Origin of the sequence: Paraburkholderia fungorum, assembly GCF_046026025.1 — a bacterium.
Taxonomy (GTDB): Bacteria; Pseudomonadota; Gammaproteobacteria; order Burkholderiales; family Burkholderiaceae; genus Paraburkholderia; species Paraburkholderia fungorum_E.
In genome coordinates this window covers 23,205-44,772 of the sequence record NZ_JAQQFL010000003.1, presented here as the reverse complement: position 1 = coordinate 44,772, position 21,568 = coordinate 23,205, and the positions used below count along the sequence as shown (strand labels likewise).

Sequence of the window (21,568 nt, the reverse complement as noted above, 5' to 3'; positions counted from 1 at the left end):
ATCAATTCATCACGAAGCCGCCGTTGACCGGCAGCAACTGGCCAGTCACGAAGCGCGCGGCATCGGACAACAGGAACAGCACGGGCCCGGTGACGTCGTCGGGCACTTGTGCGCGCGTCAGCGCGCGGCCTTGCAGGTAATACTGGTGACGCTCGGCAGGCACGTAAGCGGTGGCTTCGACCTCGGTGAGACCCGGGGCGATCGCGTTCACAGTCACGCCGTGGGCGCCGAATTCGCGCGCCAGCGAGCGGGTCATTGAAATCACCGCGCCCTTGCTCGCGACATACGCGAGCAACTTCGGCGCGCCCCACATCGCCGTATCCGAAGCGATATTGACGATGCTGCCGCGGCCCGAGTCGCGCAGATACGGCAGCGCGGCGGTACTCATGAGCCACGTGCCGCGCACGTTGACGTTCATCACGGCGTCCCACGTGTCGACCGACAACTCGTCGGCAAACTTGCCACCCGAGTTGGTGATCGCCGCGTTGTTGATCAGTGCGTCGAGACCGCCGAGTTGCGCCACGGCCTCATCGGCGAACTGCCTGATGCTGACGGGGTCGGCGAGATCGAGCGGCAGATATGTCACCGCGCCGCCTTGCTCGACCAGCGATGCGGCGAGCGCACGGCCTTCGTCATGCAGCACGTCGCCGAACACCACGTGCGCATCCGCTTGCACCAGCGAGCGGACGAACGCTGCGCCGAGACCGCGCGCGCCGCCCGTCACGAGGACGCGCCGGCCGTGGAGTGCCGGCAATGCCGGTGACGCTTCGTTATGCATGGCTGTGGCCTGCTGCTTCGTTTTGGGCTGTACCGGCTTCAGCGGCCTGAGCGGCTTCAGCGCGATGTGCATCCAGTTCAGCGAAATGCTGCTGCGCGCGCTGACGGAACATGCGGCGCACACGCGTCATGCCGACGTCGTGCTGATAGAGGAATTCATGCTCGCGTGCATTCGGCGCCATGCTTTCGAGCACATAGCGGTCCTGTTCCAGCACGGCCCAATGCAGGCCTTCGAGACGGTTGCGATACATGAAGCGCCACGCGTCGCGCCGCCAGCCCGACACCTTGCGCGTGCGCCAGAAGTAGACCTGGCAGTTGTTTTCGTCGACCGGCGTAGCAAAGCCGATGATCCCGAAGTTGCCGCCCGGGCCGAACTTCTTCTTGTACGGAATCGCGAGGCGCATCCACAGCGCGCCGGTTTCGCCGAGTTCGACCCAGTCGAAGTTCACATCGCGCTGGCCGACCTTTTCGAACATCAGACCGGTTTCCGTCTTGCGCACACGCATGTCGGCCTGCTTGTCGCCTTCGGCCATCGAGTGCGACGTCGCGTGCAGATACGCGCCGTGCATCGGGTCCATCACGTTGTCGATCGCGTACTGGTAATTGCACTTCCAGTTCGACATGCACAGGAAGTTCGCGTATTCCTCGCCGACCAGTTCTTCCGGCAATACGAGCGGGGTGGGTTCTTTGTGGGCGTCGTCGCCGAACCACAGAAAGATCGCGCCAGCGTGCTCTTCGACCGGATACGACTTCACGCACTTCTGGCCTTCCAGCGGGCAGTTCGAGACCGCCGGGACTTTCGTGACCGTGCCGCCGCCGTCGATTTCAATGCCGTGATACCAGCACGCGACGCTGCCGCCGAGGTTCCAGCCCAGCGACAGACGCGCGCCGCGGTGCGGGCAGCGGTCTTCGAGCGCGCGCACTTTGCCTTCCTTGTCGCGCCACAGCACGATCTGGTCGCCGAGGCGCGTGATGCCGACCGGCGCGTCGCCGACCTGCCAGCTCGGTGCGACGGGATACCAGTAATTGCGCAGGCCACGGTTCAGATAGGACTGGATCGGGTCGGCCGCGCCTTGAGTCGTTGTATTGGGGGACGTCATAAAGAGACTCCGGAGACGGAAGCGATGAGACGTGTTCGGAAAAGCGCGCTTATTCGGCGAGCAGACGGAATTCGGCGGCGAGACGCTCGGCGTCCCACGTATTGCCTTCCGGGGTGCGGAAACCGACCCGGTTCAACCCGTCGACGACTTCCTGCAACTCGCTCGCGCCGGCTTCGAACACCTTTTCGAGCGCATCGCCAAAATCGTTTTCGTACTGGGTCGGATCGGCCTTACGCGTTTGCCAGATGAAGTTTTCCGTCTCGCCCGGCTTTTCAATCACGCCCTTGCCTGCAACGTTGTTCGGCTGCGGCGCAAGCCACGGCTTCAGGAAGGGATTGAAGTTCACGGTTTGCTCTCGCATGTCATTCCACCTTGATCTGGATTTCTTCGCCGGCGAGACGTACCGAATACATCTTCAGGTCGCGGCCTCCGGGCTCTTTCAGGCATTTGCCGGTCGGGATATGGAACACGGCTTCGTGCAGCGGACATTCGACGGTGTCGCCGTCGACAAAGCCCTGCGTCAGCAATGCGTACGCATGAGGGCAGACGTTTTCCAGCGCGTACAGCGCATCGCCCACCTTGTAGATGCCGATTTCCGTGCCGTCGAGTTTGAACTCGAGCGGCGCGTCTTCGGACAGGTCGCCGGCATGGCCGGCGCAGCGCCATTGTTCAGTCATTTCTCGCCTTCTCCTGAAGCTCTATGTTCCATACAAGGAACATCAGTTCGTGTATGGATAATTATAGGAGTGGCTTTGACTTGAGAAAATAAAAATCTGGGTTGGTAGGGGAAAACACCGACTGTCGTGTTCGCGACACAGCTTTGCGTGAAGCGGCATAGATAGCTGTAGCGGCTGGAGAGCCTTTATGGGTATGAGTTTGTTCATTATTTTCAGACAAATCCCGAGATGCTCATGCGGGTTTGTACGGGGTCCGAAAATTTATTTTGACCACTTCCAGACTCACTATACTTTTCCATAGGCGATACAAACGCCCATAGGTGGAACACAGAGCGACGCAGTTTTGGCGCATAAACCCGAAGCTGCATTCAACCCAAAGCAAAGGATCAGGGACGACGAATTCGGCGCGAGCTATCCGTCGTGTGATCAGGAGAACCAACGGTGAAGCACATCATTGCGGCGGCCGGCTTGACGGCAATCTGCGCAACGACTGGCGCATGGGCGCAAAGCAGCGTGACGCTATACGGCAGCCTGGATGCCGGTATCGCGTATATCAGCAATGCAGGCGGCAGTTCGAAGTGGATCGAGGAGCAAGGCAACATGCAGCCGGACCGCTGGGGCCTGAAGGGCGTCGAGGATCTGGGTGGCGGTCTGAAGACGGTTTTTCAGCTTGAAAATGGCTTCTATACGAACACGGGCGCATTCGCCAAAGCGGGCACGCTGTTCAATCGCCAGGCGTTTGTGGGCTTAAGTTCGGATCAGATCGGCACAGTGACGCTGGGTCATCAAACGCCGTTCAGCTTCGACGTGCTGGACCCGTTTAGCACGGCGTACCTGGCCGCGAGCTGGTATGCGTTCCACCCCGGCAACATCGACGAACTCGCCGACACCGGCGTGGTGCCGTTCGACAACTCAGTGAAGTTTCGCTCCGCGAGTTTTGCCGGCTTCTCGGTCGGCGCGATGATGGGTCTCGGCAACACGACCAATTTCTCCACCGGCAAGACACTGAGCTTTGCGCTTAGTTATGCGAACGGCCCGTTCAAGGCCGGCGCGACCTATGCGAACGAGCATGACCGTACGCCGTCGATCGTGACAACGGGCATCGCCAGCTTCCAGGGTGTCGCCTCGGCGAACTACACGGCCGACAAGGTCGAGAACATGGGCGCCGGCGCGTCATACCAGTTCGGCAAGCTGCTGGTGCACGGTTTGTACACGCGTGTGAAACTGGAATCGTCCGGTCATTCGGATACGTACCAGAGCTACGACGTGGGCGCGAATTATCAGTTCACGCCGTTCAACACAGTCGCGGGCGGCGCGGCGACGACGACGTTGGCGGGCCATCGCTGGACGCAGTTCGAGATCGGCGATATCTACTCGCTGTCGAAGTCGACACAGTTGTATGTGAATGCGCTATATGAGCGCGCGGGCTCGAATACAGACGCCGCGTTCTTTACGGCGGGGGTGTCGAGTGGCCGGAACCAGACGATTTTCCTGACGGGTATCCACCACTCGTTCTGATATCAGTTTGCCGCAATCAGTCTGCGGCGCGCTTGAGCCGCGGTCGGATCGTCCGGCCGCGGACGATAGCTGAGACGCTCGGACAACTCGAGCGCCGCCTGGCAAACCGCGATGATGAGCGGCTCGCGTTCTTCCGCTTCGCCGATGTCGGAACGCGGAATGGTGACCGTCAGAGCGGCCGTGATCTTGCCGCTTTGATCGCGCACCGGCGCGCTCACGACCGAAATGCCCCGTTCAAAAGACGCCTCGCTCAATGCATAGCCAAGCGCCGCGCTTTCGCGCACGCGTCCATACAGTTCTTCGACAGTCGCGGGCGTGCGCTCGGTGAAACGTTCGAGTTGCGGCTCGGGATACAGGTGGCGCAATTCTTCGAAACTCAAATCGCCCATCAGCACCTGACCATGGACGGTGGCATGCGCGGGCAGGCGCGTGCCGACATGCACCTTCACCGAACTGAACATCGGCTCATGGGTTTGCGCCTTGGCGACGAACACCACGTCGCGCTGGTCGCGGATCAGCAGATGCGTGCTGAGGCCGGTTGCGTCGCGCAAACGTTCGAGAATCGGCGTGCCGACGTCGGTGAGTTCGAGCGAACTCAAGTATTCGAAACCGAGCCGCAACACCGCGACGCTCAAACGGAAATAGCGGTCGCCGTTCACCCGCTCGAGAAAGCCTAACGCCTCAAGCGTTTGCAGCAGACGAAATGTGGTGGTGCGCGGAATGCCGATGCGTTTCGACAATTCGGGCGCGCCCAGAATCGGCTCGCGCGCGCTGAATTCCGCGAGGATGCGCAGGCCGCGCTCCAGCCCTGGCACGAGATAGGTTGATCCGCCGGCGCTCTCTTCATCAGTCGAATCGGCTGAATCAGCGCCTTGCGCGTGAGACAACGCCGCTTCGTCCTGCGAAGCCGGGACGGTCGCGCCACGAGGCTTTGCTTGCTTGCGTCCCGCTCCTGTCTGCTCTTCTTTTGCCATCTTGGCTGCCGTTTCTGCTGTTCATCGGGTACAGATCAGCATGATAGCGCGAAGCACGCGGCGATCAGTCATCAAGACGTGCGGCAGACGGTACGCTCGGGTGTGGCGCTCCATGCCTCCCGCGTCACCTTCAGCGCGTTGCGCGATGCTATCCTGTGCAGCGGTCCACCGCGCGAGGTCTCACCGCCGCGCTTTGGCTCCCGCCAGGTGTCCGGAGGCCCCGCTCATGTCCGATTCCGTCCAGATCCAGGTTGCCGACTCACATCTTTATCCGGGCTGCGCCGTGCATATCGCGGACCTGCCCGAACCGGCCGGCGCGGCCGCGGCTATCGTCGAATTCGCGGACGGCTCCGGCGCGCATGCCACCTGTCATCGGCGGACTTTCGACGAACTCGAATTGACCGTTGACGGTTACGCGACGCGCAGGCGTCATCCCGTGGATGCCAAACATTGGCTTCTGTTCGCGGTCGATTCGACGCACAACAGTTGGCGTGTGAAGCGACGATTACCCTAGCCGCACCCAGGCCTTCCGGCCACCTCGACCCTGAACCCCGTGCCGCGCGCACGCCGCCCCGAGCGGCAACTATCTGGCTGTTATGCGCCCGTCACGCTAACCTCGGAACTGACCGATGACCGACAACGACTCCACCCTGCCGCCGAACCCCGACAACGCCCCCGACGATCCCGAACGCCGCCGTGTCCTGACCGGGCTCGCGGCGGTCGGGATCGGACTCGCGCTGACCGGCTGCACGACCGAGCAAAATTCCGCGAGCGGCACGAAGCCGCGTAGCGCAGCGGACTTACGGCTCGACGCCGCGCTTCACGATCAGGTCAAACAGATCGTGGTGATCTACGCCGAGAATCGCAGTTTCGCGAACCTGTACGGCAACTTTCCGGGCATCCAGCATCCACTCGATACCGTGAGCGCCGAGCGTTCCCTGCAACTCGATCGCGACGGCAAGACGCCGCTGCCGCGCCTGCCGGCAATCTGGGGTGGCCTCGTGCCGCAAGCGCAGGAGGTGGACGGCAAGCGCTACATGATCGGTCAGAAGGACATCGGCCACCTGCGCAACGGCCCGTTCCATCTCACCGACGCACAGGGCGCACCGTTGCCGACGGGCGTGATTACCCGCGATCTGGTGCATCGTTTCTATCAGAACCAGATGCAGATCAACGCCGGGCGTAACAATCAGTTCGCCGCGTGGGGCGACTCCGGCGGCCTGGTGATGGGGCACTACCGCAATTCCGCCGACACGTTGCGTCTGTGGAATCTCGCGCAGCAGTACACGCTGTGCGACAACTTCTTCATGGCGGCCTTCGGCGGCTCGTGGATGAACCACATTTTTCTGATCTCGGCGCAGGCGCCGTTCTATCCCGACATCCACAACAGTCCGGCGAAGAAGATGGTTTCGGTGGTCGAGGGCGACGACCCGACCGGCACGCGGCTCAAGCTGGCGGCCGACTCGCCGGCGTCCGCGCTCGACGGCCCGCCGAAATTCGTCAACGACGGCGCGTTTACCGCCGACGGCTACGCCGTCAATACGATGGCGCCGCCCTACCAGCCGAGCAATGTGCGTGCGGCTGAAGGCGGCAATCCCGCGTTCGCCGACCCGTCGAATCCGCGCGTCATGCCGCCACAAAACTATGCGACGATCGGCGACCGTCTGACGGACAAGGGGGTCGACTGGGCCTGGTACAGCGGCGCGTGGCAGTACGCGCTGGACCATCAGGACACGGGCGCGGTGCCTGACTTCCAGTACCACCATCAGCCGTTCAACTACTTCGCCAATTACGCGCCGGGCACGGCCGCCCGGCGCAAATATCTGCGCGATGCGGGCCTCGGCGACGACGCTTCCACCAATCGACTGATTGCCGATATCGATGCGGGGCGCTTGCCGGCGGTCACGTTCTACAAACCGCAGGGCGACCTGAACATGCACGCGGGGTATGCGGACGTCGCATCGGGGGATCGTCACATCTCGACGATCATCGAGCATATTCAGCGCGGCCCGCAGTGGGCGAATACGGTCGTGGTCGTCACCGTGGATGAAAACGGTGGCTGGTGGGATCCGGTCTCGCCGCCGAAGGGCGACCGTTGGGGGCCAGGGTCGCGGATTCCCGCGTTGGTGATTTCGCCGCTGGCCAGGAAAGGCTACGTCGATCATACGGTGTACGACACCAATTCGATTCTTCGCCTGATCAGCCGCGTGCATGGGCTGGCACCACTCGATGGGGTGGCCGCGCGAGATCGTGCATTTGCGCAAAATGGCCTGGCGCCACTGGGCGATTTGACCGGTACGCTCGATCTGGCCTGAGACGCTTTTACCTATCGCGAAGGGGTGGACCGCCGTGGTCAATCACTGCGCCACCCCGTGCAGTTTCGCGATCACCGAATCCGAGATCTGCTGCGCGGTTTTCTTGATCGTCTTTTTCTCATCGCCGCCCGCCATCACGAATTTGGCCGCGATCACGTAGGGATTGAGCTTGATCACCGCGCCGGGCTTGTCCTTGCTGTCGGCCTCTTCGACAGCCTGATAGAGCGGCGGCAAATTTGCCGCCCCCAAGCTGTCGCACGACACCGCGACCTGAATATCGTTCTGACCTGCACCAAAACCGACCATCGCGCGTCTTAGACGATTACCGTCGTCGACACTCAGAAACACGCCTCGCACTTGCCAGCCCGCAGCGGGTGCGGGCTGGCCGGGCGCAATGCGGCGCGCATCGACACCGCCTTTTTTCAGATCCGCCGTGAGCGCGTCCGCCATTTCGTTCACGATGTCCCTGGCATGGTCCTGCGGATTCTTGTCCTTGCCGAGCGGTCCCGGGCCGGCGGGCAGCAGACCGCGCAAGCGGCGCACGCGTTGCCCCGGTCCGCTGTCGGGCGTCACGTTGGCCACGTCGAGTTCGAAGTCCGACACATAGACAATCGGCGCCGGCGCTGCGAAGGGGGCGCTGTCCGCGGCGGCACCGAGTGCCGATACCGCGCCCAGACATCCCGCCACCATCGAGAGTTGCAGAAATCGATGCAGCATGACGCGCCTCCGCGAATGTTTTTTTGACGCGGCTATCGTACAACCACGTGCAGTACGCGTACGTTTTTTCGTGTCCGATCGTCGTACCTTTTGCCTTGCATAACGCGCGCTGCGGCCTAGACTGTTAGGGCATCACTTCGCACTTTGTACGGAACCTGCCATGCGCCTAACCATCCTCATCAACGGTTCCGATCCCACCGTCAGCCACGACTACGCTGTGCTATGGCTCGACACCGACGAACATCGGTGGTCAAGGGAAGCACATCAAGGGATCGATCTGCCCCCCTGGGGTGAATTACACGACGACAATGGCGTGACCACCCTGTGTGCACCGAGCACGGATGCACCGTTGTGCACGCTGCGCGGCCTGCACGTGGATCGCAAGCAGCACGTGAGCGCCGCACAAGGCGCCGCCGCGTGGACAGCCTTGCCTGCGCGCGCGCCAACTAGCGGCTTCTGGCGTCTGCAAGCCGTCGACCGCCAGAATGTTCATGCCGAGCACAGCGTGTTCGGTAATTAAGTTCGAGCGCTTTTTTCGCCGATCGAAATTCTTACTCGTGCAAACCACGCGGCTGCGCGCGGGGTGATCTCGTGCGCGGGCTCGATCTTCAATCGCACGCCATTTTTCCGCAGCGCGCGCGCTTAAGTCCATCTTAAGTTTGCGTGCGTAGAGTTGGAACTCCACGCATTAGGGTCGCTGCAAAGCGGCCCGTTTTTTTTGGTGCAGTGCTTTTCGGCGTTTGCGCCGTGAGCTTCTTCGGCTCGCCAAACGCAGCTTCCTTCGCACCTGTTCGCCTCCATGCCACGTCGCTCGATAAGGGCTCGCGACGCTATACTTGCGCCCCCGATCCTTCAACTGACTGACACATGAAGAAGTGGTTTGCCTGTCTGTTGTTCGCCGTTGCCGCCCACGCGAGCGCGGCGCCTTCCTGCACCCAGTTCACCCCGAATGCGCAGTGGCCGGTTCTGACCAATCAGAAGATGGCACCAAAAACGCGCATGCTGTGCTACAGCGATTTCGCGGTGCTGCATTCGGGTATTACGCATGGTCCGCTGTGGTCCGCCGAGCATCTGACGCGTGACCATATCGAAGCCGCCAAGGACACGGTGCGCACCAACAAATTCTTCGAAGACGCGCGTTTGCCCGACGGCGAAGGGGCAACGCTCGCGGACTATAAGCGCAGCGGCTTCGACCGGGGGCATATGAGCCCGGCGGGCAATCGCTGGAATCAGGAAGCGATGGCACAATCGTTTTCGCTGGCCAATGTCGTACCGCAGAACCGCGAAAACAATCAGCGCTTGTGGGCACGTATCGAAACGTCGGTGCGCAAGATCGCGACGTCGTACGACGATACGTATGTCGTCACCGGGCCGATTTTCAGCGGCCAGCAATTGCAGACCATCGGACCGACGCGCGTCTTCGTGCCGACGCAATTGTTCAAGGTGGTCTATGTGCCGTCCCGCAAAATGGCGTTCGCGGTCGTCGTGGATAACGTCTCGACCAGCCGTTACGACATCCGGACAATTCACGAACTCGAGGCGGCCTCGGGCGTCCGTTTTCCGGGCATTCCGGAGCAACTCAAAGATCAGCGACCGGGAGGACTGAAAGGTGTTTAAACCCTATTCGAACGATGACGAGGTGCTCAACATCCAGGGCGATGCACTCACCGTCAGCAACGGCACCACGCGCGTGGTGCTGAACGGAACGCTGGAACTCACGCAAGACCAGCGCGGGCTGAAGGCGGCACTGGCCTTGAAAGAAGCGATCGATGCGGTAGTGGCGGCGTTGCAGGCGCAGACTAACCTGCCCGCTAAAGTGAAGGATGAGCCGGATGCGAAACCGGGGGTCGTGCAGAATCCGTTTCAATAGCGCGCTCATGATGCCGCGATGATTCAGATTGCGTATAAACCTGCAATCACCCTTTTTTAGCCTGTGCCAGCCACTGGTCGAGACTGACGCGGCCGATCCGCGCGTCACCGAGCGGCACGAGCGATTGCTCCTCGACACGGCCGCCGTAGTACCGCGCATCGCGATCCGTTACCACCGGGCGCGCGTCGCCTACCGCTTTCAGATAACGCGCCACGATCTCCGCGAAGGGACGACGGTCCGGGCCGGCGATCTCGACCGTGCCGTTTTGCGGCGCCGCGAGCGCGACCTGCACGAGGCTCGCCGCGACATCGTCCGCGGCAATCGGCTGAAACAGTCCGTCACCGATGCGCACCGTGCCACCATCCGTGCCGAAATCCGCGATACCGCCGATGAACTCCATGAACTGGGTCGCGCGCACGATCGTGTACGGCACGCCCGCCGCTTCGATCACTTCTTCCTGCGCGACCTTGGCAACGAAATACGCGTTCTCCGGCGTGCGGTCGCAACCGACGATGGATAGCGCAACGTGATGGCGCACGCCTGCGGCCACTTCGGCCTTGCCGAGGTTGCGTGCCGAGGTGCGGAAAAAGTCGAGTACCGCCTGCGGCTCCCATGACGGCGCGTTCGTCACATCCACTACGACGTCCGCGCCCGTCAGCGCTTGGCTCACGCCCTCGCCCGTGACGGCATTCACGCCAGTACGCGGCGACGCAGCGAGCGCCTCGTGACCCGCCTCGATGAGCAGTGTGACCACACGCGAGCCGATCAGGCCGGAACCACCGATTACGACGATTTTCATGGCAGATTCTCCAGATGATAGTAAGTGCGCGCGCAAGGCGCGCGGCGGGCGTCGTAGCGCATGAAAGTGTTCGCCGACATCGCATCGCGTGAGGCTATTGTGGAAGAATCGTGTTCTATCGAAAAGTGACAAGAATCGTCGAGCCGACTAGTCCAAGTCTTCTTCGCGCCGCTTGTCCGCGAGACCGTCATGACCGCACAGACTCCCGCATTGACCATCGAAATCGACCGGCAGCAGCTGTTGCCGATCTATCTGCAGATCTGCGAGCGCTTCAGGACCGCGATCACCGCGGGGCATCTGCGTCCCGGCGATCGCGTGCCCGCCTTGCGCAGCCTCGCCACGCAACTGAACACGGCACGCGGCACGGTCGAGCTTGCCTACACGATCCTCGTCGACGAGGGCTACCTGCAGATGCGCGGCGCGGCGGGCACATTCGTCTCGCCGTCGCTACCCACACCGGTGATGCGCTCGTCGCCTGCGCAGGGCATTCAGGACGCGCACGGCAGGCAGCGCAGGGAAGGCATGGACACGCCAGGCGAATCACGCGGTGCTCGACCGGCATTGCGCCAGCAGGCCATCGCCGTCGCAATGAGTGGCAAGCCCAAGCCGTTGCAACCAGGAATGCCCGCGCTCGACGCGTTTCCGGTCAAGGTATGGAATCGGTTCGTTTCGCATCACGCACGCAGCGGCGAACACGCGATGCTCGCGTACCCGGATCCGGCCGGCTATCGGCCGCTGCGCGAACATATCGCCACCTATCTCGGGCTGTCGCGCGGCGTGACCTGCGTGCCGGAACAGGTGTTCGTCACCGGCGGCTACCGTGCGACGCTCGAACTCGTGTTGCGCAGTCTCGCCGGCCCGACCGATCGCGTGTGGTTCGAGGATCCCGGCTATCTGCTCGCGCGCGATTTTCTGGCCGAGACCGGCGTGCAGCTCGTGCCAGTGCCGGTGGACGGCGAAGGGATCGATGTCGAGCGCGGCACACTGCTGGATGCGCAGGCGCGCTTCGCTGTGGTGACGCCCTCGCATCAGAGCCCGCTCGGGCACACGCTGTCGCTCGCAAGACGCATGGCGCTGCTGGACTGGGCAGGCAAAGCGTCCAGCTGGATCATCGAGGACGACTACGACAGCGAGTTCCGTTATCTGGGCCGGCCGTTGCCGGCTTTAAAGAGCCTCGACCGGCGCGATCGGGTTATCTATTGCGGCACGTTCAGCAAGGTGATGTTTCCCGGCTTGCGGCTCGCGTATGTGGTGGTGCCGGAGCGTGCCGTCGAGCGTGTTGGACGGGTGGCGCACAGCATGAACGCCGGATCGCCGACGCTATTGCAGGCCGCCATGGCGGATTTCATTGGGCAGGGGCATTTTGCGCGGCATCTGAAGCGGATGCGTGCGTTGTACGGCGAGCGGCGCGTGCTGATCGTACACGCGCTGGAGCAGGCGTTCGGCGAACGGCTGATTGTCGATTTGCCGCCCGGTGGCATTCAGTTCGCGGTGCAGTTCGCCGAAGGCTCCGATGGACCGATCGACGACGTCGCTGTCGCCGCGCGCGCCCGCGAGGCGGGGCTCGCGGTGCTGCCGCTTTCGATCTGGCATGCGAACGGCCGCGCGCGGCGCACGCTGCGCGGCCTCGTGATGGGTTTTGCAAACATCACCAATGCGGATGAAGCAGCCCGTCTCGCACGAACATTGCGCGCGTGTCTGGACGGCTGACGTGCGAGGCATGTGTCCAGATCTCGAATCTGCCCAGCACGGCAGGCCTTCGCACGGTGCGACAAGAACTCGTTCGGGACGCATCCCGTCGGGCGCGCTTTATGCGCTCTACACCGCCGTACCCGTCGCTATGGGATGCGAAAGAGGCGCGAGTGGTTCGACGAAATGCATGCCGCGGGCGAGCAGCCCATTGCGGAAATAGAAGCGTTGCGCAAGCGGCATGTGCAGGCCCGTGTCGAGTACGAATTGCGCACAGCCGGCTTCACGCGCAATCCGCCGTACCGCGTCGAGCAGTTCGGCGCCGATACCACCTCGCTGCAGCCTGCCATCGACCACCAGATCGTCGACATAGACAAAGCGGCCATACAGCAAATTGGTCAGCGTGCGATAACCCGCGAGGCCGACAACGCTGCCCGCGTCGGACGCGGCGAGCAGGCGATAGCCTTCGGCGTGCTGCCTGGCCACCTGCGCGGCGAACGAGTGCGCGTCCGTCAGATGCGGGCGCAACTGACGCATGACGTCGAATGCGGACAGCAGCGAATCGGGCGTATCCAGGTGAACGAAACGAAGCGAGGCGGGCATGGTGCGTCTCCACGAGGAACGACGCTCACGATACCCAGCGCAGGGCCTGGTCGATAGAGCCAAGAATGTGCGATTCGACCAAGCCATCAGGCAGACGCGGTGTGTCTCTAACCGAATTCGACGCAGTCAACGTGTCTGACAAACGAAGACATTGGACTCTCTATAGCGCAATGATTGTCTCGCCCGATGGATTGTCGGCATGCTCTCCGAGCATCTCTTTCAGATCGCGCTCGATGATGCTGCATAGCGTCGAAATGGGAACGTCATTTGCGCCCCCTTCAAATGGATTCTCCGTGCTTTCTCCAACCTGCGCGAGCGACGTGTACATCCACGATACTGCGACACTGCATGGCACCACCAGCCATACCATGTTGCCATGCATGAAGCCACTCACACCATCATTCAGCTTATCGAATTCGTGCAGCAGCCCGAATGGGAAAAGCAAACAGAAAAACCTCACGAATAGCGAACTGACCGTTGCATATTGACGTGGATAGGGGAAATTCTTGAAACGTTCCGATCTTGACTGGAGATCGAAGAAATCCCCTACCGCCTTTTGAAGCTCCATGTAGAAGCTTGAATTCAGGTGTCCCGCTATGTGAAGCATCTTGAGCGAAGCGCCTTGCAGGCTCAGTACGAACGTAGGGATAGAAATGGAAGAAAGCGCTTGCGCTGTTTCCGCGGGAGACAAATATTCTGGCAACAATTCATTAATGTCTCTTTCCCACCGGTACACGATAGAACCGACGATATTCAACGTTGAAACGCCGGCTCGTACTTTCCCAGACACGGGGTCGACGTAGCTCATATCGCAGCGCGGTCAACCAGGCAAGGTGTCGATACACCAGCATTCGGGAGATTTCTTCGTCTTTGACAAAATCGCGCGCGATTTGGCCCCAGCGACGGCTTCTGCTCAATATGTCAATCCAGATGTCGAGGGCTTCCATTGCCCTGTTGTAGGTTTGAACGTTTTTGAAGCCGACGATAAACGACGTCGCGGTTCCAAGCAAAACCACAATCGTCAGCGGTACCGACAACCATGTAAAAGCGAAGACCTTATACAGAACGACCGGTACAGAACCGCAAATGAGAAGTCCGTAGATTTGTCGTCGAGTCCAGATCAAAAACTCCCATAACTTATACGACTTTCCAAGGTGCATTTTGTGTATCTCAGGCTACCGCAGATGAGTAATGAAAAAGGACACGGACAACGTGAGCGCCCAGCGCCACGTTCCGCGCCCAATTGACACTGACCGGACCGCTCCTCCCCTAAGACGTTGCGCACTCGACTTTTGTGACGTACGACAGAAAAAATCTTCGATCAGACTTCATGCTACGGTTGATTCGAGCTGTGATTGTTGTTCTTCAGACAACACGGAGGCGTCCGTTTTTGGTCTTCTGCTGAGGACCAGACATGCATACGATGCCGGTCAGGTTCGACTCCGGCGCCGCATTATGTTCGGACCATCCGGCCCCCCAACACAGCGATCGCAATTCCATACGTGGCAATATCCTACTGTCAGCGAGTTGATCGACTGACGCTCATGTTTTCACACGGCTGGAGAAATCTGTTCATGAATGACGACGCGCGTGCCTTCAATGGGCTTCGCCCTCGGCTGCACAAGATTGCGTATCGGATGCTGGGGTCGATTGCCGAGGCCGAGGATATCGTGCAGGACGTCTGGCTGCGCTGGAATGCGGCGCCCCGGGAGACCATCGAAAATGTTGAAGCGTGGCTTGTCGCAGTTGCGACGCGCCTGTGTATCGACCGTCTTCGCGCGGCAAAAATTCAACGTGAGCATTACGCGGGTATATGGTTGCCGGAACCTGAAATGACCGACCCGTCTGCTACGCCAGAAGGGGTTAGAGAGCGCGCCGACGACGTCTCCGTGGCATTTCTGATGGTGCTTGAGCGGCTTACGCCGGAAGCACGCGCAGCGTTCCTGCTGCGCGAGGTCTTCGACGCGGACTATGACGAAGTCGCCGAAGCCATCGGCAAGACGGAGGCCGCGTGCCGCCAACTGGTCAGCCGTGCCAAAGCGCAACTGCGGGACGAACGTCCACGCTATGCCGTGCCGCGCGAAACCCACCTCCGCCTGCTGCAGACCTTCGCGCAGGCACTGGAACGCGGCGATTTCACTGCGATCAATGCCTTGCTGGCCGAAGACGCGATGCTGATCGGCGACGGCGGCGGCAAGGTGCCAAGCTTCCCGAAACCGATGGTGGGCGGACAGCGCATCGCACAGCTTTTCTACGCTGCGTGCCGGCGCTACGGCAGCGAACTCGGCATCAAACTCGTGATGCTCAACGGTCAATGGGCGCTGCTGCGATTTGTCGAAGGCAAGCTCGAATCGGCGCAGTCATTCGAAACGGACGGCGCGCGCATCGTCCGTATTCTCGTGCAGCGCAATCCTGACAAGCTGACACGTATCGCCGCGGCACACCGCGACACCTGAACGCTGATATTTCTCCGCCCTGCCCGCGCCAGCTTCCATCTGATTGGTGTCAACGGGGCAACACCGTGATCCCGCTGGCGGGTCTACCGCGCCACGCCACGTCAGCCTACGATGAATTCGTGCGGTGCATTGCCGCTAACGACATCCGCTAAGCGCGAGTGTTCACCAGGAGAAATCAATGACGCAGCGTATCAACTACATTCAGCAATCGCCGGAGCTGTTCAAGAAACTCCTCGAATTCAGCAATCAACTGAAGGACTGCGCAATCGAAGAATCGATCCGTGATCTCGTTTCGATCCGGGCTTCGCAGATCAACGGCTGTGGCTTTTGCGTCGACATGCACGTAAAGGAAGCACGCTTGCACGGCGAGCGTGAACTGCGCCTCCATCACCTGACGATCTGGCGCGAATCGACGCTCTTCGCGCCGCGCGAGCGCGCCGCACTCGCGTGGACTGAAGCGCTAACCACGCTTGCCGAGCTTGGCGTGCCAGACGACATCTACGAACGCGTGCGTACGCAGTTCTCCGAGAAAGAACTGTCTGACCTGACGTACGAGGTGATGTCCATCAACGCCTGGAACCGCGCGAACGTCGCGTTCAGGACCGTGCCCGGTTCGGCCGACAAGGCATTCGGCCTCGACAAGGCGAATCTCGCCTGAACCGTCTGGTTCTTCCATTCTTCTCCAACTTCGTCCCGCATACGCGGGACGCATTACCTGGCAGGCACACCATGTTTCGACTTAAGAACACCGCAATCGCAATGCTCGCCGTCGCAGGCGCGCATATCGGCGTGGCTTGCGCGGCAGCTCCCGAGGCCGCCGTGACACCGCTGATGACAAAGCCGCTCGACGATTATCCCGGCAAGGAAGCGCTGATGATCACCGTGACCTATCCGCCGGGCGCCGTCGATCCCGTTCATCGGCATCACGCGCACGCCTTCGTCTATGTGCTGGAGGGATCGATCGTGATGCAGGTCAAGGGCGGCAAGGAAGTCACGCTCACGCCTGGGCAGACCTTCTATGAAGGCCCGAACGATGTACACACTGTTGGGCGCAACGCAAGCCAGACTCAACCCGCGAAGTTCATCGTGCTTCTTCTGAAGGACAAAGGCGCGCCTGTTCTGGTGCCGGAGAAGTAAGCACGTTCGTGTGTTCAGACGTTGCCATACGCGGCGGCAACACCTGCCAGCTCGCCCCGGTTGCGCCGCTCATGTGCTCTCGCGCAAGGCCGCGGCCATGCGTTGCGCGGCCCGGTCCATTTCATCCTCATTGAAGGGCGCGAAGCCCATCACCAGACCTTGGCCCACGCTATGGCGCCGAGTGTATCGGCCCAACGGCGCCGCATCGACGCCGGCCGATTTCAATCTTCGAACAGCAGTGAGCTCGTCGAGTTGCGACAGGCGGCCCACGACGTCCAGACCGGCGGAAGCCAGCGGGACGTCGATCAAGCCCTGCCAGTGTTTCCGAGCCGTGTGTTCGAACGCCCGTGCGCGAGCCGCATAGATCTTTCTGGTGCGACGCACGTGCCGATCGAAATGTCCGTCGCCGAAAAAGTCCGCCATGACGGCCTGTGTCAAGCCGTTGGCACTTCGGTCAGTGACTGACGTCGCCCGGATAAACGGCTCGACTAGACGCGGGGGTAAAACGACAAAGGCAAGCCGTAGCGAGGGAAACATCAGCTTACTGAATGTTCCCGCCAATACGACGCAGGAATCGGCGCCCGGCAGGCTCCGGAGCGCTGGAAGTGGTCTTGAGTGAAAGCAGTACTCGCTGTCGTAGTCGTCCTCGAAAATGATTGCATCGTTCGAAACCGCCCAGCGAAGCAAGGCAGAACGCCGTTCTGCGGACAACGGCATGCCGAGCGGAGCCTGTCGCGACGGAGTGACATAGGCGAGAACCGCGGACGGTGCCATGCGTATGCCCTCCTGCACGCAAAGACCGTCCGGGTCAACGGGCACATCAACCACTCGAGTGCCGCTCGCATGCATGATCTGACGCGCGCCGATATAGCCTGGGTCCTCCATCCAGACGGAATCCCCCGGCTCGCTCAGCAGGCGCATGCAAAGGTCGAGAGCCTGTTGCACGCTGCCGACAATGACGATCTGGTCCGGCGACACTCTCACCGCGCGCGCGATTGCCAGATGTTCCGCGATGGCGAATCTCAACGCGGGCAACCCGCCGGGACTTGTGTCATTGAGAGTAAGCAGACGCGAGGGACGCAACTGCCGTACATGAAGCTGCCGCCATAGATCGACTGGAAACAGGCGAATGTCGCCACGGTGCGGAAAGAATGGCTGCGGTAGTGAGTTCGCCCCAGAGAGCGGAAAGGGGGGCTCATGTTCCCTGAGTCGTCTGATCCATGGAGCGTGTAATTCCTTTGCGGGTTCGTCACCCGCGAAAGTTAGTCGCGGAGCCACTGTCTTACACGGAAATGTGTGATCGGGCAAAGCGCTGCTCACCCGCGTACCACTTCCGGTGCGGGCAACCAGATAACCCTCCGAGAGCAATTGTTCATACGCTCCGGCGACTGTGCCTCTCGCAAGACCGTACTGTTGCGCCAGTGTGCGCGTACCCGGGAGGAGACCACCTTGGGGCAAGCGGCCAGTGACGATCGCCTGGCTTAGTGCCTTATATAACCACTGCTGCAAACTTTCGTTTGCATTGGGTGCCCCCAAAGGAAGGGACCATACGACGGTGGACCGCTCGCGTCTGCGCTTTCCCGTTGGAGCTTCACATCGGCCGTTCATGACGTTGGAATCTACCGCTTACGTTAGGGCAAGAAAGGCACCGGATGCAGATGCCAACTGCACGCGCTTGCTTTCAAGACGTTCTGGGCGCAGAAATTGTGACATCCAGACTGGCTGTATTGAGGGGAATTTTGTGAGAGGAGCCGGCGCGCGCAGACGCGAAAAGTGGCTCATCGCACCAATCCAAAACTGGCACATTACACGTGAGCCCTTTGGCGGCAATATCTGCGACATCCACGCGCTGACTTCGACTTGATCGGACGTAGTCAGCGGGTCAGCCTGTGAACCGTTGCAAAGATGATTGTTCGTCCATCAGTGACACGTACCGCAACCACGAAAATTACCGCGTCATTCACGCGCCGTGACCACAATCGAAGCCATATTCAAGGCCGCGATGCAAATATCGGTCGTGGAAGGCTCGCAACGGACGAGCCCCAGACACGCACCCCCAACGTGGAGCCGAAGATCAAAACATTGTTCTTTCCGGCGCAGATGAGCGAACTGGAATCTACGCTCGCAAAGAACAAACACTCAGCAGTGCCATTAACTACGGTTGACGACGATCCAGCCGAATTGAATGGCTTCGAAACCTGTCTCGTGTGCGTCAATGAATGGAATATCGACTTCGCAGCACCCTGCTTCGTCGCGCAGAGGCGTGACAGTCAAGGAATCATTGATACGTTGTCGTTGTCCGTGACAACCATGGAAGTGACCACGTACCCCGTCAAAGCAACCGCATATTTGTACAACGGAAGTTCTGGCGCCTATGTCGGGTCGCTCGATCTCCGGTATTTCGGAATGCACATGCCGCGTACGCTTGTTTTCGATGTCGCAGAGCACCGTTTCCCCATATCGACACTGATTGAGGTCCGCTTTGGTATTGACGGAGGGGGACCGCCGAGGATTCCGCGGCCACCGACCATTACCAGCGTAGCTCTTCTTCTCGTGGAACGTAAATTCCACGTACAACAAAGCGTTCGTACCGCGATCGCCACCCCCTGAAGGAGATACTCATGAGTTACCAAACAGGTCTTAGCGGCTTATCAGCTGCATCCACAGATCTTGATGTGATCGGCAACAATATCGCAAATGCAAATACGGTGGGATTCAAGAGTTCGACAGCACAGTTCGCGGACATGTACGCGAATGCCGTCGCTACATCTGTGAATAACCAGGTTGGAATCGGCACGCAATTATCGACCGTTCAACAGAATTTCGCCAACGGTACGTTCACGCAAACCAACCAGGCACTCGATGTAGCCATCAACGGAAACGGCTTCTTCCAGTTGTCGAATGGCGGCTCTGTGGTCTATTCACGAAATGGCGTGTTTCATCTGGACAAGAGCGGTGCAATTGAAAACGCCCAGGGTCAACAACTCATGGGCTATTCCCCCGGACCCAACGGGAAGATGAATACAGGCAGCGTTGGGCCGATAATCATTTCCACGGCGGACGTGCCTCCTGTCGCGACGAAATCAATTGCAGCCGCTTTCAATCTTAATTCCACCGATCCTGTCCCTTCGAAAACGCCATTCGATCCATCCGACTCGACGACATTCAACTATAGTCAACCCGTACCGATCTACGATTCACTCGGCGGCGCTCAGACTGTATCGGTCTATTTCGTGAAAAAAGCGACGGGTTCTTATGAGGTGTACGCGACCTCGGGTTCGTCATCGACTCCAGTCGGTCCGAACCCAACGGGCGATCTGGGAGCCATCACGTTCGACAATTCGGGTCGCCTGACTTCGCCAGGCGCTTCCAACCTTAGCTTCACCATCCCTAACGGTGCGGACGGTGGGGTCACGACGCAATCCTTGTCGCTTGATTTGACAGGTACGACTCAGTACGGCGGGAAGAACGGCGTAATCAGTTTGCAGCCAGACGGCAATAGTTCAGGGCAGCTCACGTCGTTCTCCGTTGGACCTGACGGGGTATTGACCGGCTCGTTTTCGAACGGCACCACGCTTGCTCTCGGCCAGGTAGTGCTCGCGACGTTCGCCAATCCGAATGGTCTCGTGAATCTTGGAAACAACGCGTATGCGCAGACGTCTGAATCTGGCGTTGCTCAAATCTCCACTCCCGGTTCGACCAATCACGGGGTGCTGCAAGGCGGCGAGACCGAAGACTCAAACGTGGATCTGACATCGGAGCTTGTCGATTTGATTACGGCGCAGCGTAACTACCAGGCAAATGCACAGACGATCAAGACTCAGCAGACGGTTGATCAGACGCTCATCAATATGTAGTTGATACTCGTGCGATCACTCGAGCCGGTTCATCGTCAGGAGCGTCAAGCGGCTGAACCGCGCAATCGACTAGTCGTCGTCGCCCGGCATCCCGACTTCGGCGCATTCGTGAGCGCGCAGCCGAAGGACAGGATGGCGGTGAGCACCGAATAAAGAATCCGTTCATGGCGCCCCTATCATTCGGCTGGCCGATGCGGAATCAGGCTCGTGCCTGCGAGTGGCGGAGCCATTCGTCGAGACAGATGTGGCCGATGCGCGCCTCGCCCAACGGCACGAGCGAATACTCCTCGACCAGGCCGCCGAAATATCGAGCCTCGGGGTCTCTCACGACCTCACGTGGATCGCCCGCGGCCTTCAGATAGCGGGCAATGATTTCGTTGAACGGCGCTCGTTGCGGGCCGGCGATCTCGACGACGTCGTTTCGCGGCGCCGTGAGCGCCACATCGGCAACGATCGCAGCAACGTCGTCAGCCGCGATGGGCTGGAACAGGCCCGGTGAAACCCTGATTACGTCTCCATCCGCGCTTGACGCGGCGATGCCGCCGAGGAATTCCAGGAACTGGGTGGAGCGGATGACGGTGTAGGGGATGCCGGAGGTCCCGATCAGCTTCTCCTGCGCGACCTTGGCGCGGAAATAGCCGTTAGCGGGCGTCCGGTCGATTCCGACGATGGATAGCGCGACATGATGCCGGACGCCCGCTGCTGCCTCGGCCGCGAGAATGTTGCGGCTGGAAGCCTCGAAGAATTCCAGCACCGCCTTGTCTTCAAACGATGGTGAATTAGCGAGGTCGATCACCACCTGGGCGCCGGCCACGGCCTCCTTGAGTCCCTCTCCGGTGATGCTGTTGATTCCGCTTCTGGGCGAGGCAGCGACGACCTCGTGGCCGTTCTGGCGCAGAATGGCCACGGCCTTCGAGCCAATCAGGCCGGTGCCGCCGATGACGACGATCTTCATGGTTTGCTATCCTTTGTCGACCACTCGATACCCCAATCGGGCTCGAATGCAGGTGAGGAAAAATCCGGGATTTTTCGCGGATGAATCGACCCGATTCGCGATATTCCCACGATCAACTCGCACT

General features: G+C 60.5%; 22 protein-coding genes and 1 pseudogene. 12 read left to right on the top strand and 11 right to left on the bottom strand.

Annotated elements, in window-relative coordinates; all coding sequences use genetic code 11:
- Position 1: 1 nt before the first annotated feature.
- From PQR67_RS04380 to PQR67_RS04365, 4 genes are read right to left on the bottom strand one after another with little or no spacing between them, the layout of a single operon-like run.
- Positions 2-778, bottom strand: coding sequence for an SDR family oxidoreductase (locus PQR67_RS04380; RefSeq protein WP_408454958.1), 777 nt, complete (start codon positions 776-778; stop codon positions 2-4).
- Positions 771-1,877 carry an aromatic ring-hydroxylating dioxygenase subunit alpha gene (locus tag PQR67_RS04375; protein WP_408454955.1) on the bottom strand — a complete coding sequence of 369 codons (1,107 nt, stop codon included), beginning with the start codon at positions 1,875-1,877 and terminating at the stop codon, positions 771-773. The genes PQR67_RS04380 and PQR67_RS04375 overlap by 8 nt, the downstream gene beginning before the upstream one ends.
- Before the next feature lie 49 nt (positions 1,878-1,926).
- Entirely contained in the window at positions 1,927-2,238 is a 312-nt protein-coding gene (locus tag PQR67_RS04370; protein ID WP_408454952.1) for a recombinase-like helix-turn-helix domain-containing protein, read from the bottom strand.
- Position 2,239: 1 nt separating this feature from the next.
- Positions 2,240-2,554, bottom strand: coding sequence for a non-heme iron oxygenase ferredoxin subunit (locus PQR67_RS04365; RefSeq protein WP_020068683.1), 315 nt, complete (start codon positions 2,552-2,554; stop codon positions 2,240-2,242).
- 441 nt (positions 2,555-2,995) lie between these two features.
- Here PQR67_RS04365 and PQR67_RS04360 point away from each other — a divergent pair, with 441 nt between their 5' ends.
- Positions 2,996-4,072 (top strand): porin, encoded by a 1,077-nt coding sequence (locus PQR67_RS04360; RefSeq protein WP_408454949.1) that lies wholly within the window; start codon positions 2,996-2,998, stop codon positions 4,070-4,072.
- 2 nt (positions 4,073-4,074) lie between these two features.
- Here PQR67_RS04360 and PQR67_RS04355 read toward each other — a convergent pair whose 3' ends face one another.
- The gene (locus PQR67_RS04355) at positions 4,075-5,046 is read right to left on the bottom strand and encodes an IclR family transcriptional regulator (protein WP_408454946.1); all 972 of its coding nucleotides are present in this window, start codon (positions 5,044-5,046) and stop codon (positions 4,075-4,077) included.
- 226 nt (positions 5,047-5,272) lie between these two features.
- Between PQR67_RS04355 and PQR67_RS04350 the strand changes: the two genes are divergently transcribed.
- Positions 5,273-5,560 (top strand): hypothetical protein, encoded by a 288-nt coding sequence (locus PQR67_RS04350; RefSeq protein ID WP_408454943.1) that lies wholly within the window; start codon positions 5,273-5,275, stop codon positions 5,558-5,560.
- A 115-nt stretch (positions 5,561-5,675) separates the two neighbouring features.
- Complete coding sequence (locus PQR67_RS04345; RefSeq protein ID WP_408454940.1) at positions 5,676-7,361, top strand: acid phosphatase; 1,686 nt, start codon at positions 5,676-5,678, stop codon at positions 7,359-7,361.
- 42 nt (positions 7,362-7,403) lie between these two features.
- Here PQR67_RS04345 and PQR67_RS04340 read toward each other — a convergent pair whose 3' ends face one another.
- The gene (locus PQR67_RS04340; RefSeq protein ID WP_408454937.1) at positions 7,404-8,078 is read right to left on the bottom strand and encodes a DUF4410 domain-containing protein; all 675 of its coding nucleotides are present in this window, start codon (positions 8,076-8,078) and stop codon (positions 7,404-7,406) included.
- Between the two features lie 160 nt (positions 8,079-8,238).
- Here PQR67_RS04340 and PQR67_RS04335 point away from each other — a divergent pair, with 160 nt between their 5' ends.
- The 3 genes from PQR67_RS04335 to PQR67_RS04325 all read left to right on the top strand — a co-directional run bounded on the left by PQR67_RS04335 (position 8,239) and on the right by PQR67_RS04325 (position 9,948).
- Positions 8,239-8,598, top strand: a complete 360-nt coding sequence (locus tag PQR67_RS04335; RefSeq protein WP_408454934.1) for a DUF3564 domain-containing protein — start codon at positions 8,239-8,241, stop codon at positions 8,596-8,598.
- Positions 8,599-8,945: 347 nt separating this feature from the next.
- Positions 8,946-9,695, top strand: coding sequence for a DNA/RNA non-specific endonuclease (locus tag PQR67_RS04330; RefSeq protein WP_408454931.1), 750 nt, complete (start codon positions 8,946-8,948; stop codon positions 9,693-9,695).
- Positions 9,688-9,948, top strand: coding sequence for a hypothetical protein (locus tag PQR67_RS04325; RefSeq protein ID WP_408454928.1), 261 nt, complete (start codon positions 9,688-9,690; stop codon positions 9,946-9,948). The genes PQR67_RS04330 and PQR67_RS04325 overlap by 8 nt, the downstream gene beginning before the upstream one ends.
- A 46-nt stretch (positions 9,949-9,994) precedes the next feature.
- Here PQR67_RS04325 and PQR67_RS04320 read toward each other — a convergent pair whose 3' ends face one another.
- Positions 9,995-10,747 carry an SDR family oxidoreductase gene (locus tag PQR67_RS04320; protein WP_408454925.1) on the bottom strand — a complete coding sequence of 251 codons (753 nt, stop codon included), beginning with the start codon at positions 10,745-10,747 and terminating at the stop codon, positions 9,995-9,997.
- A 189-nt stretch (positions 10,748-10,936) separates the two neighbouring features.
- Here PQR67_RS04320 and pdxR (PQR67_RS04315) point away from each other — a divergent pair, with 189 nt between their 5' ends.
- Positions 10,937-12,457, top strand: coding sequence for a MocR-like pyridoxine biosynthesis transcription factor PdxR (pdxR, locus tag PQR67_RS04315; protein ID WP_408454922.1), 1,521 nt, complete (start codon positions 10,937-10,939; stop codon positions 12,455-12,457).
- 108 nt (positions 12,458-12,565) lie between these two features.
- Here the strand turns inward: pdxR (PQR67_RS04315) and PQR67_RS04310 are convergent, their stop codons facing one another.
- Positions 12,566-13,039 (bottom strand): GNAT family N-acetyltransferase, encoded by a 474-nt coding sequence (locus tag PQR67_RS04310; RefSeq protein ID WP_408454919.1) that lies wholly within the window; start codon positions 13,037-13,039, stop codon positions 12,566-12,568.
- A gap of 160 nt (positions 13,040-13,199) precedes the next feature.
- Positions 13,200-14,199, bottom strand: a pseudogene (locus tag PQR67_RS04305) (bestrophin family protein).
- 414 nt (positions 14,200-14,613) lie between these two features.
- On the opposite strand from PQR67_RS04305, the gene PQR67_RS04300 reads away from it, so the two are divergent.
- The 3 genes from PQR67_RS04300 to PQR67_RS04290 all read left to right on the top strand — a co-directional run bounded on the left by PQR67_RS04300 (position 14,614) and on the right by PQR67_RS04290 (position 16,632).
- Positions 14,614-15,495 carry an RNA polymerase sigma-70 factor gene (locus PQR67_RS04300; protein ID WP_408454916.1) on the top strand — a complete coding sequence of 294 codons (882 nt, stop codon included), beginning with the start codon at positions 14,614-14,616 and terminating at the stop codon, positions 15,493-15,495.
- A 178-nt stretch (positions 15,496-15,673) separates the two neighbouring features.
- Positions 15,674-16,153 carry a carboxymuconolactone decarboxylase family protein gene (locus PQR67_RS04295; protein WP_408454913.1) on the top strand — a complete coding sequence of 160 codons (480 nt, stop codon included), beginning with the start codon at positions 15,674-15,676 and terminating at the stop codon, positions 16,151-16,153.
- Between the two features lie 71 nt (positions 16,154-16,224).
- On the top strand, positions 16,225-16,632 hold the full coding sequence (locus PQR67_RS04290; protein ID WP_408454910.1) for a cupin domain-containing protein: 408 nt from the start codon (positions 16,225-16,227) through the stop codon (positions 16,630-16,632).
- 69 nt (positions 16,633-16,701) lie between these two features.
- Here PQR67_RS04290 and pdxR (PQR67_RS04285) read toward each other — a convergent pair whose 3' ends face one another.
- The gene (pdxR, locus tag PQR67_RS04285; RefSeq protein WP_408454908.1) at positions 16,702-18,240 is read right to left on the bottom strand and encodes a MocR-like pyridoxine biosynthesis transcription factor PdxR; all 1,539 of its coding nucleotides are present in this window, start codon (positions 18,238-18,240) and stop codon (positions 16,702-16,704) included.
- A 297-nt stretch (positions 18,241-18,537) separates the two neighbouring features.
- On the opposite strand from pdxR (PQR67_RS04285), the gene PQR67_RS04280 reads away from it, so the two are divergent.
- The gene (locus PQR67_RS04280; RefSeq protein ID WP_408454906.1) at positions 18,538-19,242 is read left to right on the top strand and encodes a hypothetical protein; all 705 of its coding nucleotides are present in this window, start codon (positions 18,538-18,540) and stop codon (positions 19,240-19,242) included.
- 11 nt (positions 19,243-19,253) lie between these two features.
- Complete coding sequence (flgE, locus tag PQR67_RS04275) at positions 19,254-20,489, top strand: flagellar hook protein FlgE (protein ID WP_408454903.1); 1,236 nt, start codon at positions 19,254-19,256, stop codon at positions 20,487-20,489.
- 199 nt (positions 20,490-20,688) lie between these two features.
- Here flgE and PQR67_RS04270 read toward each other — a convergent pair whose 3' ends face one another.
- Positions 20,689-21,444, bottom strand: a complete 756-nt coding sequence (locus PQR67_RS04270) for an SDR family oxidoreductase (protein WP_408454900.1) — start codon at positions 21,442-21,444, stop codon at positions 20,689-20,691.
- Positions 21,445-21,568: the final 124 nt, after the last annotated feature.

What these genes read in the sequence shown, in the direction of transcription:
- PQR67_RS04380 (WP_408454958.1), bottom strand. Translation starts at nt 778, where the DNA reads ATGCATAACGAAGCGTCACCGGCATTGCCGGCACTCCACGGCCGGCGC.
- PQR67_RS04375 (WP_408454955.1), bottom strand. Translation starts at nt 1,877, where the DNA reads ATGACGTCCCCCAATACAACGACTCAAGGCGCGGCCGACCCGATCCAG.
- PQR67_RS04370 (WP_408454952.1), bottom strand. Translation starts at nt 2,238, where the DNA reads ATGCGAGAGCAAACCGTGAACTTCAATCCCTTCCTGAAGCCGTGGCTT.
- PQR67_RS04365 (WP_020068683.1), bottom strand. Translation starts at nt 2,554, where the DNA reads ATGACTGAACAATGGCGCTGCGCCGGCCATGCCGGCGACCTGTCCGAA.
- PQR67_RS04355 (WP_408454946.1), bottom strand. Translation starts at nt 5,046, where the DNA reads ATGGCAAAAGAAGAGCAGACAGGAGCGGGACGCAAGCAAGCAAAGCCT.
- PQR67_RS04350 (WP_408454943.1), top strand. Translation starts at nt 5,273, where the DNA reads ATGTCCGATTCCGTCCAGATCCAGGTTGCCGACTCACATCTTTATCCG.
- PQR67_RS04345 (WP_408454940.1), top strand. Translation starts at nt 5,676, where the DNA reads ATGACCGACAACGACTCCACCCTGCCGCCGAACCCCGACAACGCCCCC.
- PQR67_RS04340 (WP_408454937.1), bottom strand. Translation starts at nt 8,078, where the DNA reads ATGCTGCATCGATTTCTGCAACTCTCGATGGTGGCGGGATGTCTGGGC.
- PQR67_RS04335 (WP_408454934.1), top strand. Translation starts at nt 8,239, where the DNA reads ATGCGCCTAACCATCCTCATCAACGGTTCCGATCCCACCGTCAGCCAC.
- PQR67_RS04330 (WP_408454931.1), top strand. Translation starts at nt 8,946, where the DNA reads ATGAAGAAGTGGTTTGCCTGTCTGTTGTTCGCCGTTGCCGCCCACGCG.
- PQR67_RS04320 (WP_408454925.1), bottom strand. Translation starts at nt 10,747, where the DNA reads ATGAAAATCGTCGTAATCGGTGGTTCCGGCCTGATCGGCTCGCGTGTG.
- pdxR (WP_408454922.1), top strand. Translation starts at nt 10,937, where the DNA reads ATGACCGCACAGACTCCCGCATTGACCATCGAAATCGACCGGCAGCAG.
- PQR67_RS04310 (WP_408454919.1), bottom strand. Translation starts at nt 13,039, where the DNA reads ATGCCCGCCTCGCTTCGTTTCGTTCACCTGGATACGCCCGATTCGCTG.
- PQR67_RS04300 (WP_408454916.1), top strand. Translation starts at nt 14,614, where the DNA reads ATGAATGACGACGCGCGTGCCTTCAATGGGCTTCGCCCTCGGCTGCAC.
- PQR67_RS04295 (WP_408454913.1), top strand. Translation starts at nt 15,674, where the DNA reads ATGACGCAGCGTATCAACTACATTCAGCAATCGCCGGAGCTGTTCAAG.
- PQR67_RS04290 (WP_408454910.1), top strand. Translation starts at nt 16,225, where the DNA reads ATGTTTCGACTTAAGAACACCGCAATCGCAATGCTCGCCGTCGCAGGC.
- pdxR (WP_408454908.1), bottom strand. Translation starts at nt 18,240, where the DNA reads ATGAACGGCCGATGTGAAGCTCCAACGGGAAAGCGCAGACGCGAGCGG.
- PQR67_RS04280 (WP_408454906.1), top strand. Translation starts at nt 18,538, where the DNA reads ATGATTGTTCGTCCATCAGTGACACGTACCGCAACCACGAAAATTACC.
- flgE (WP_408454903.1), top strand. Translation starts at nt 19,254, where the DNA reads ATGAGTTACCAAACAGGTCTTAGCGGCTTATCAGCTGCATCCACAGAT.
- PQR67_RS04270 (WP_408454900.1), bottom strand. Translation starts at nt 21,444, where the DNA reads ATGAAGATCGTCGTCATCGGCGGCACCGGCCTGATTGGCTCGAAGGCC.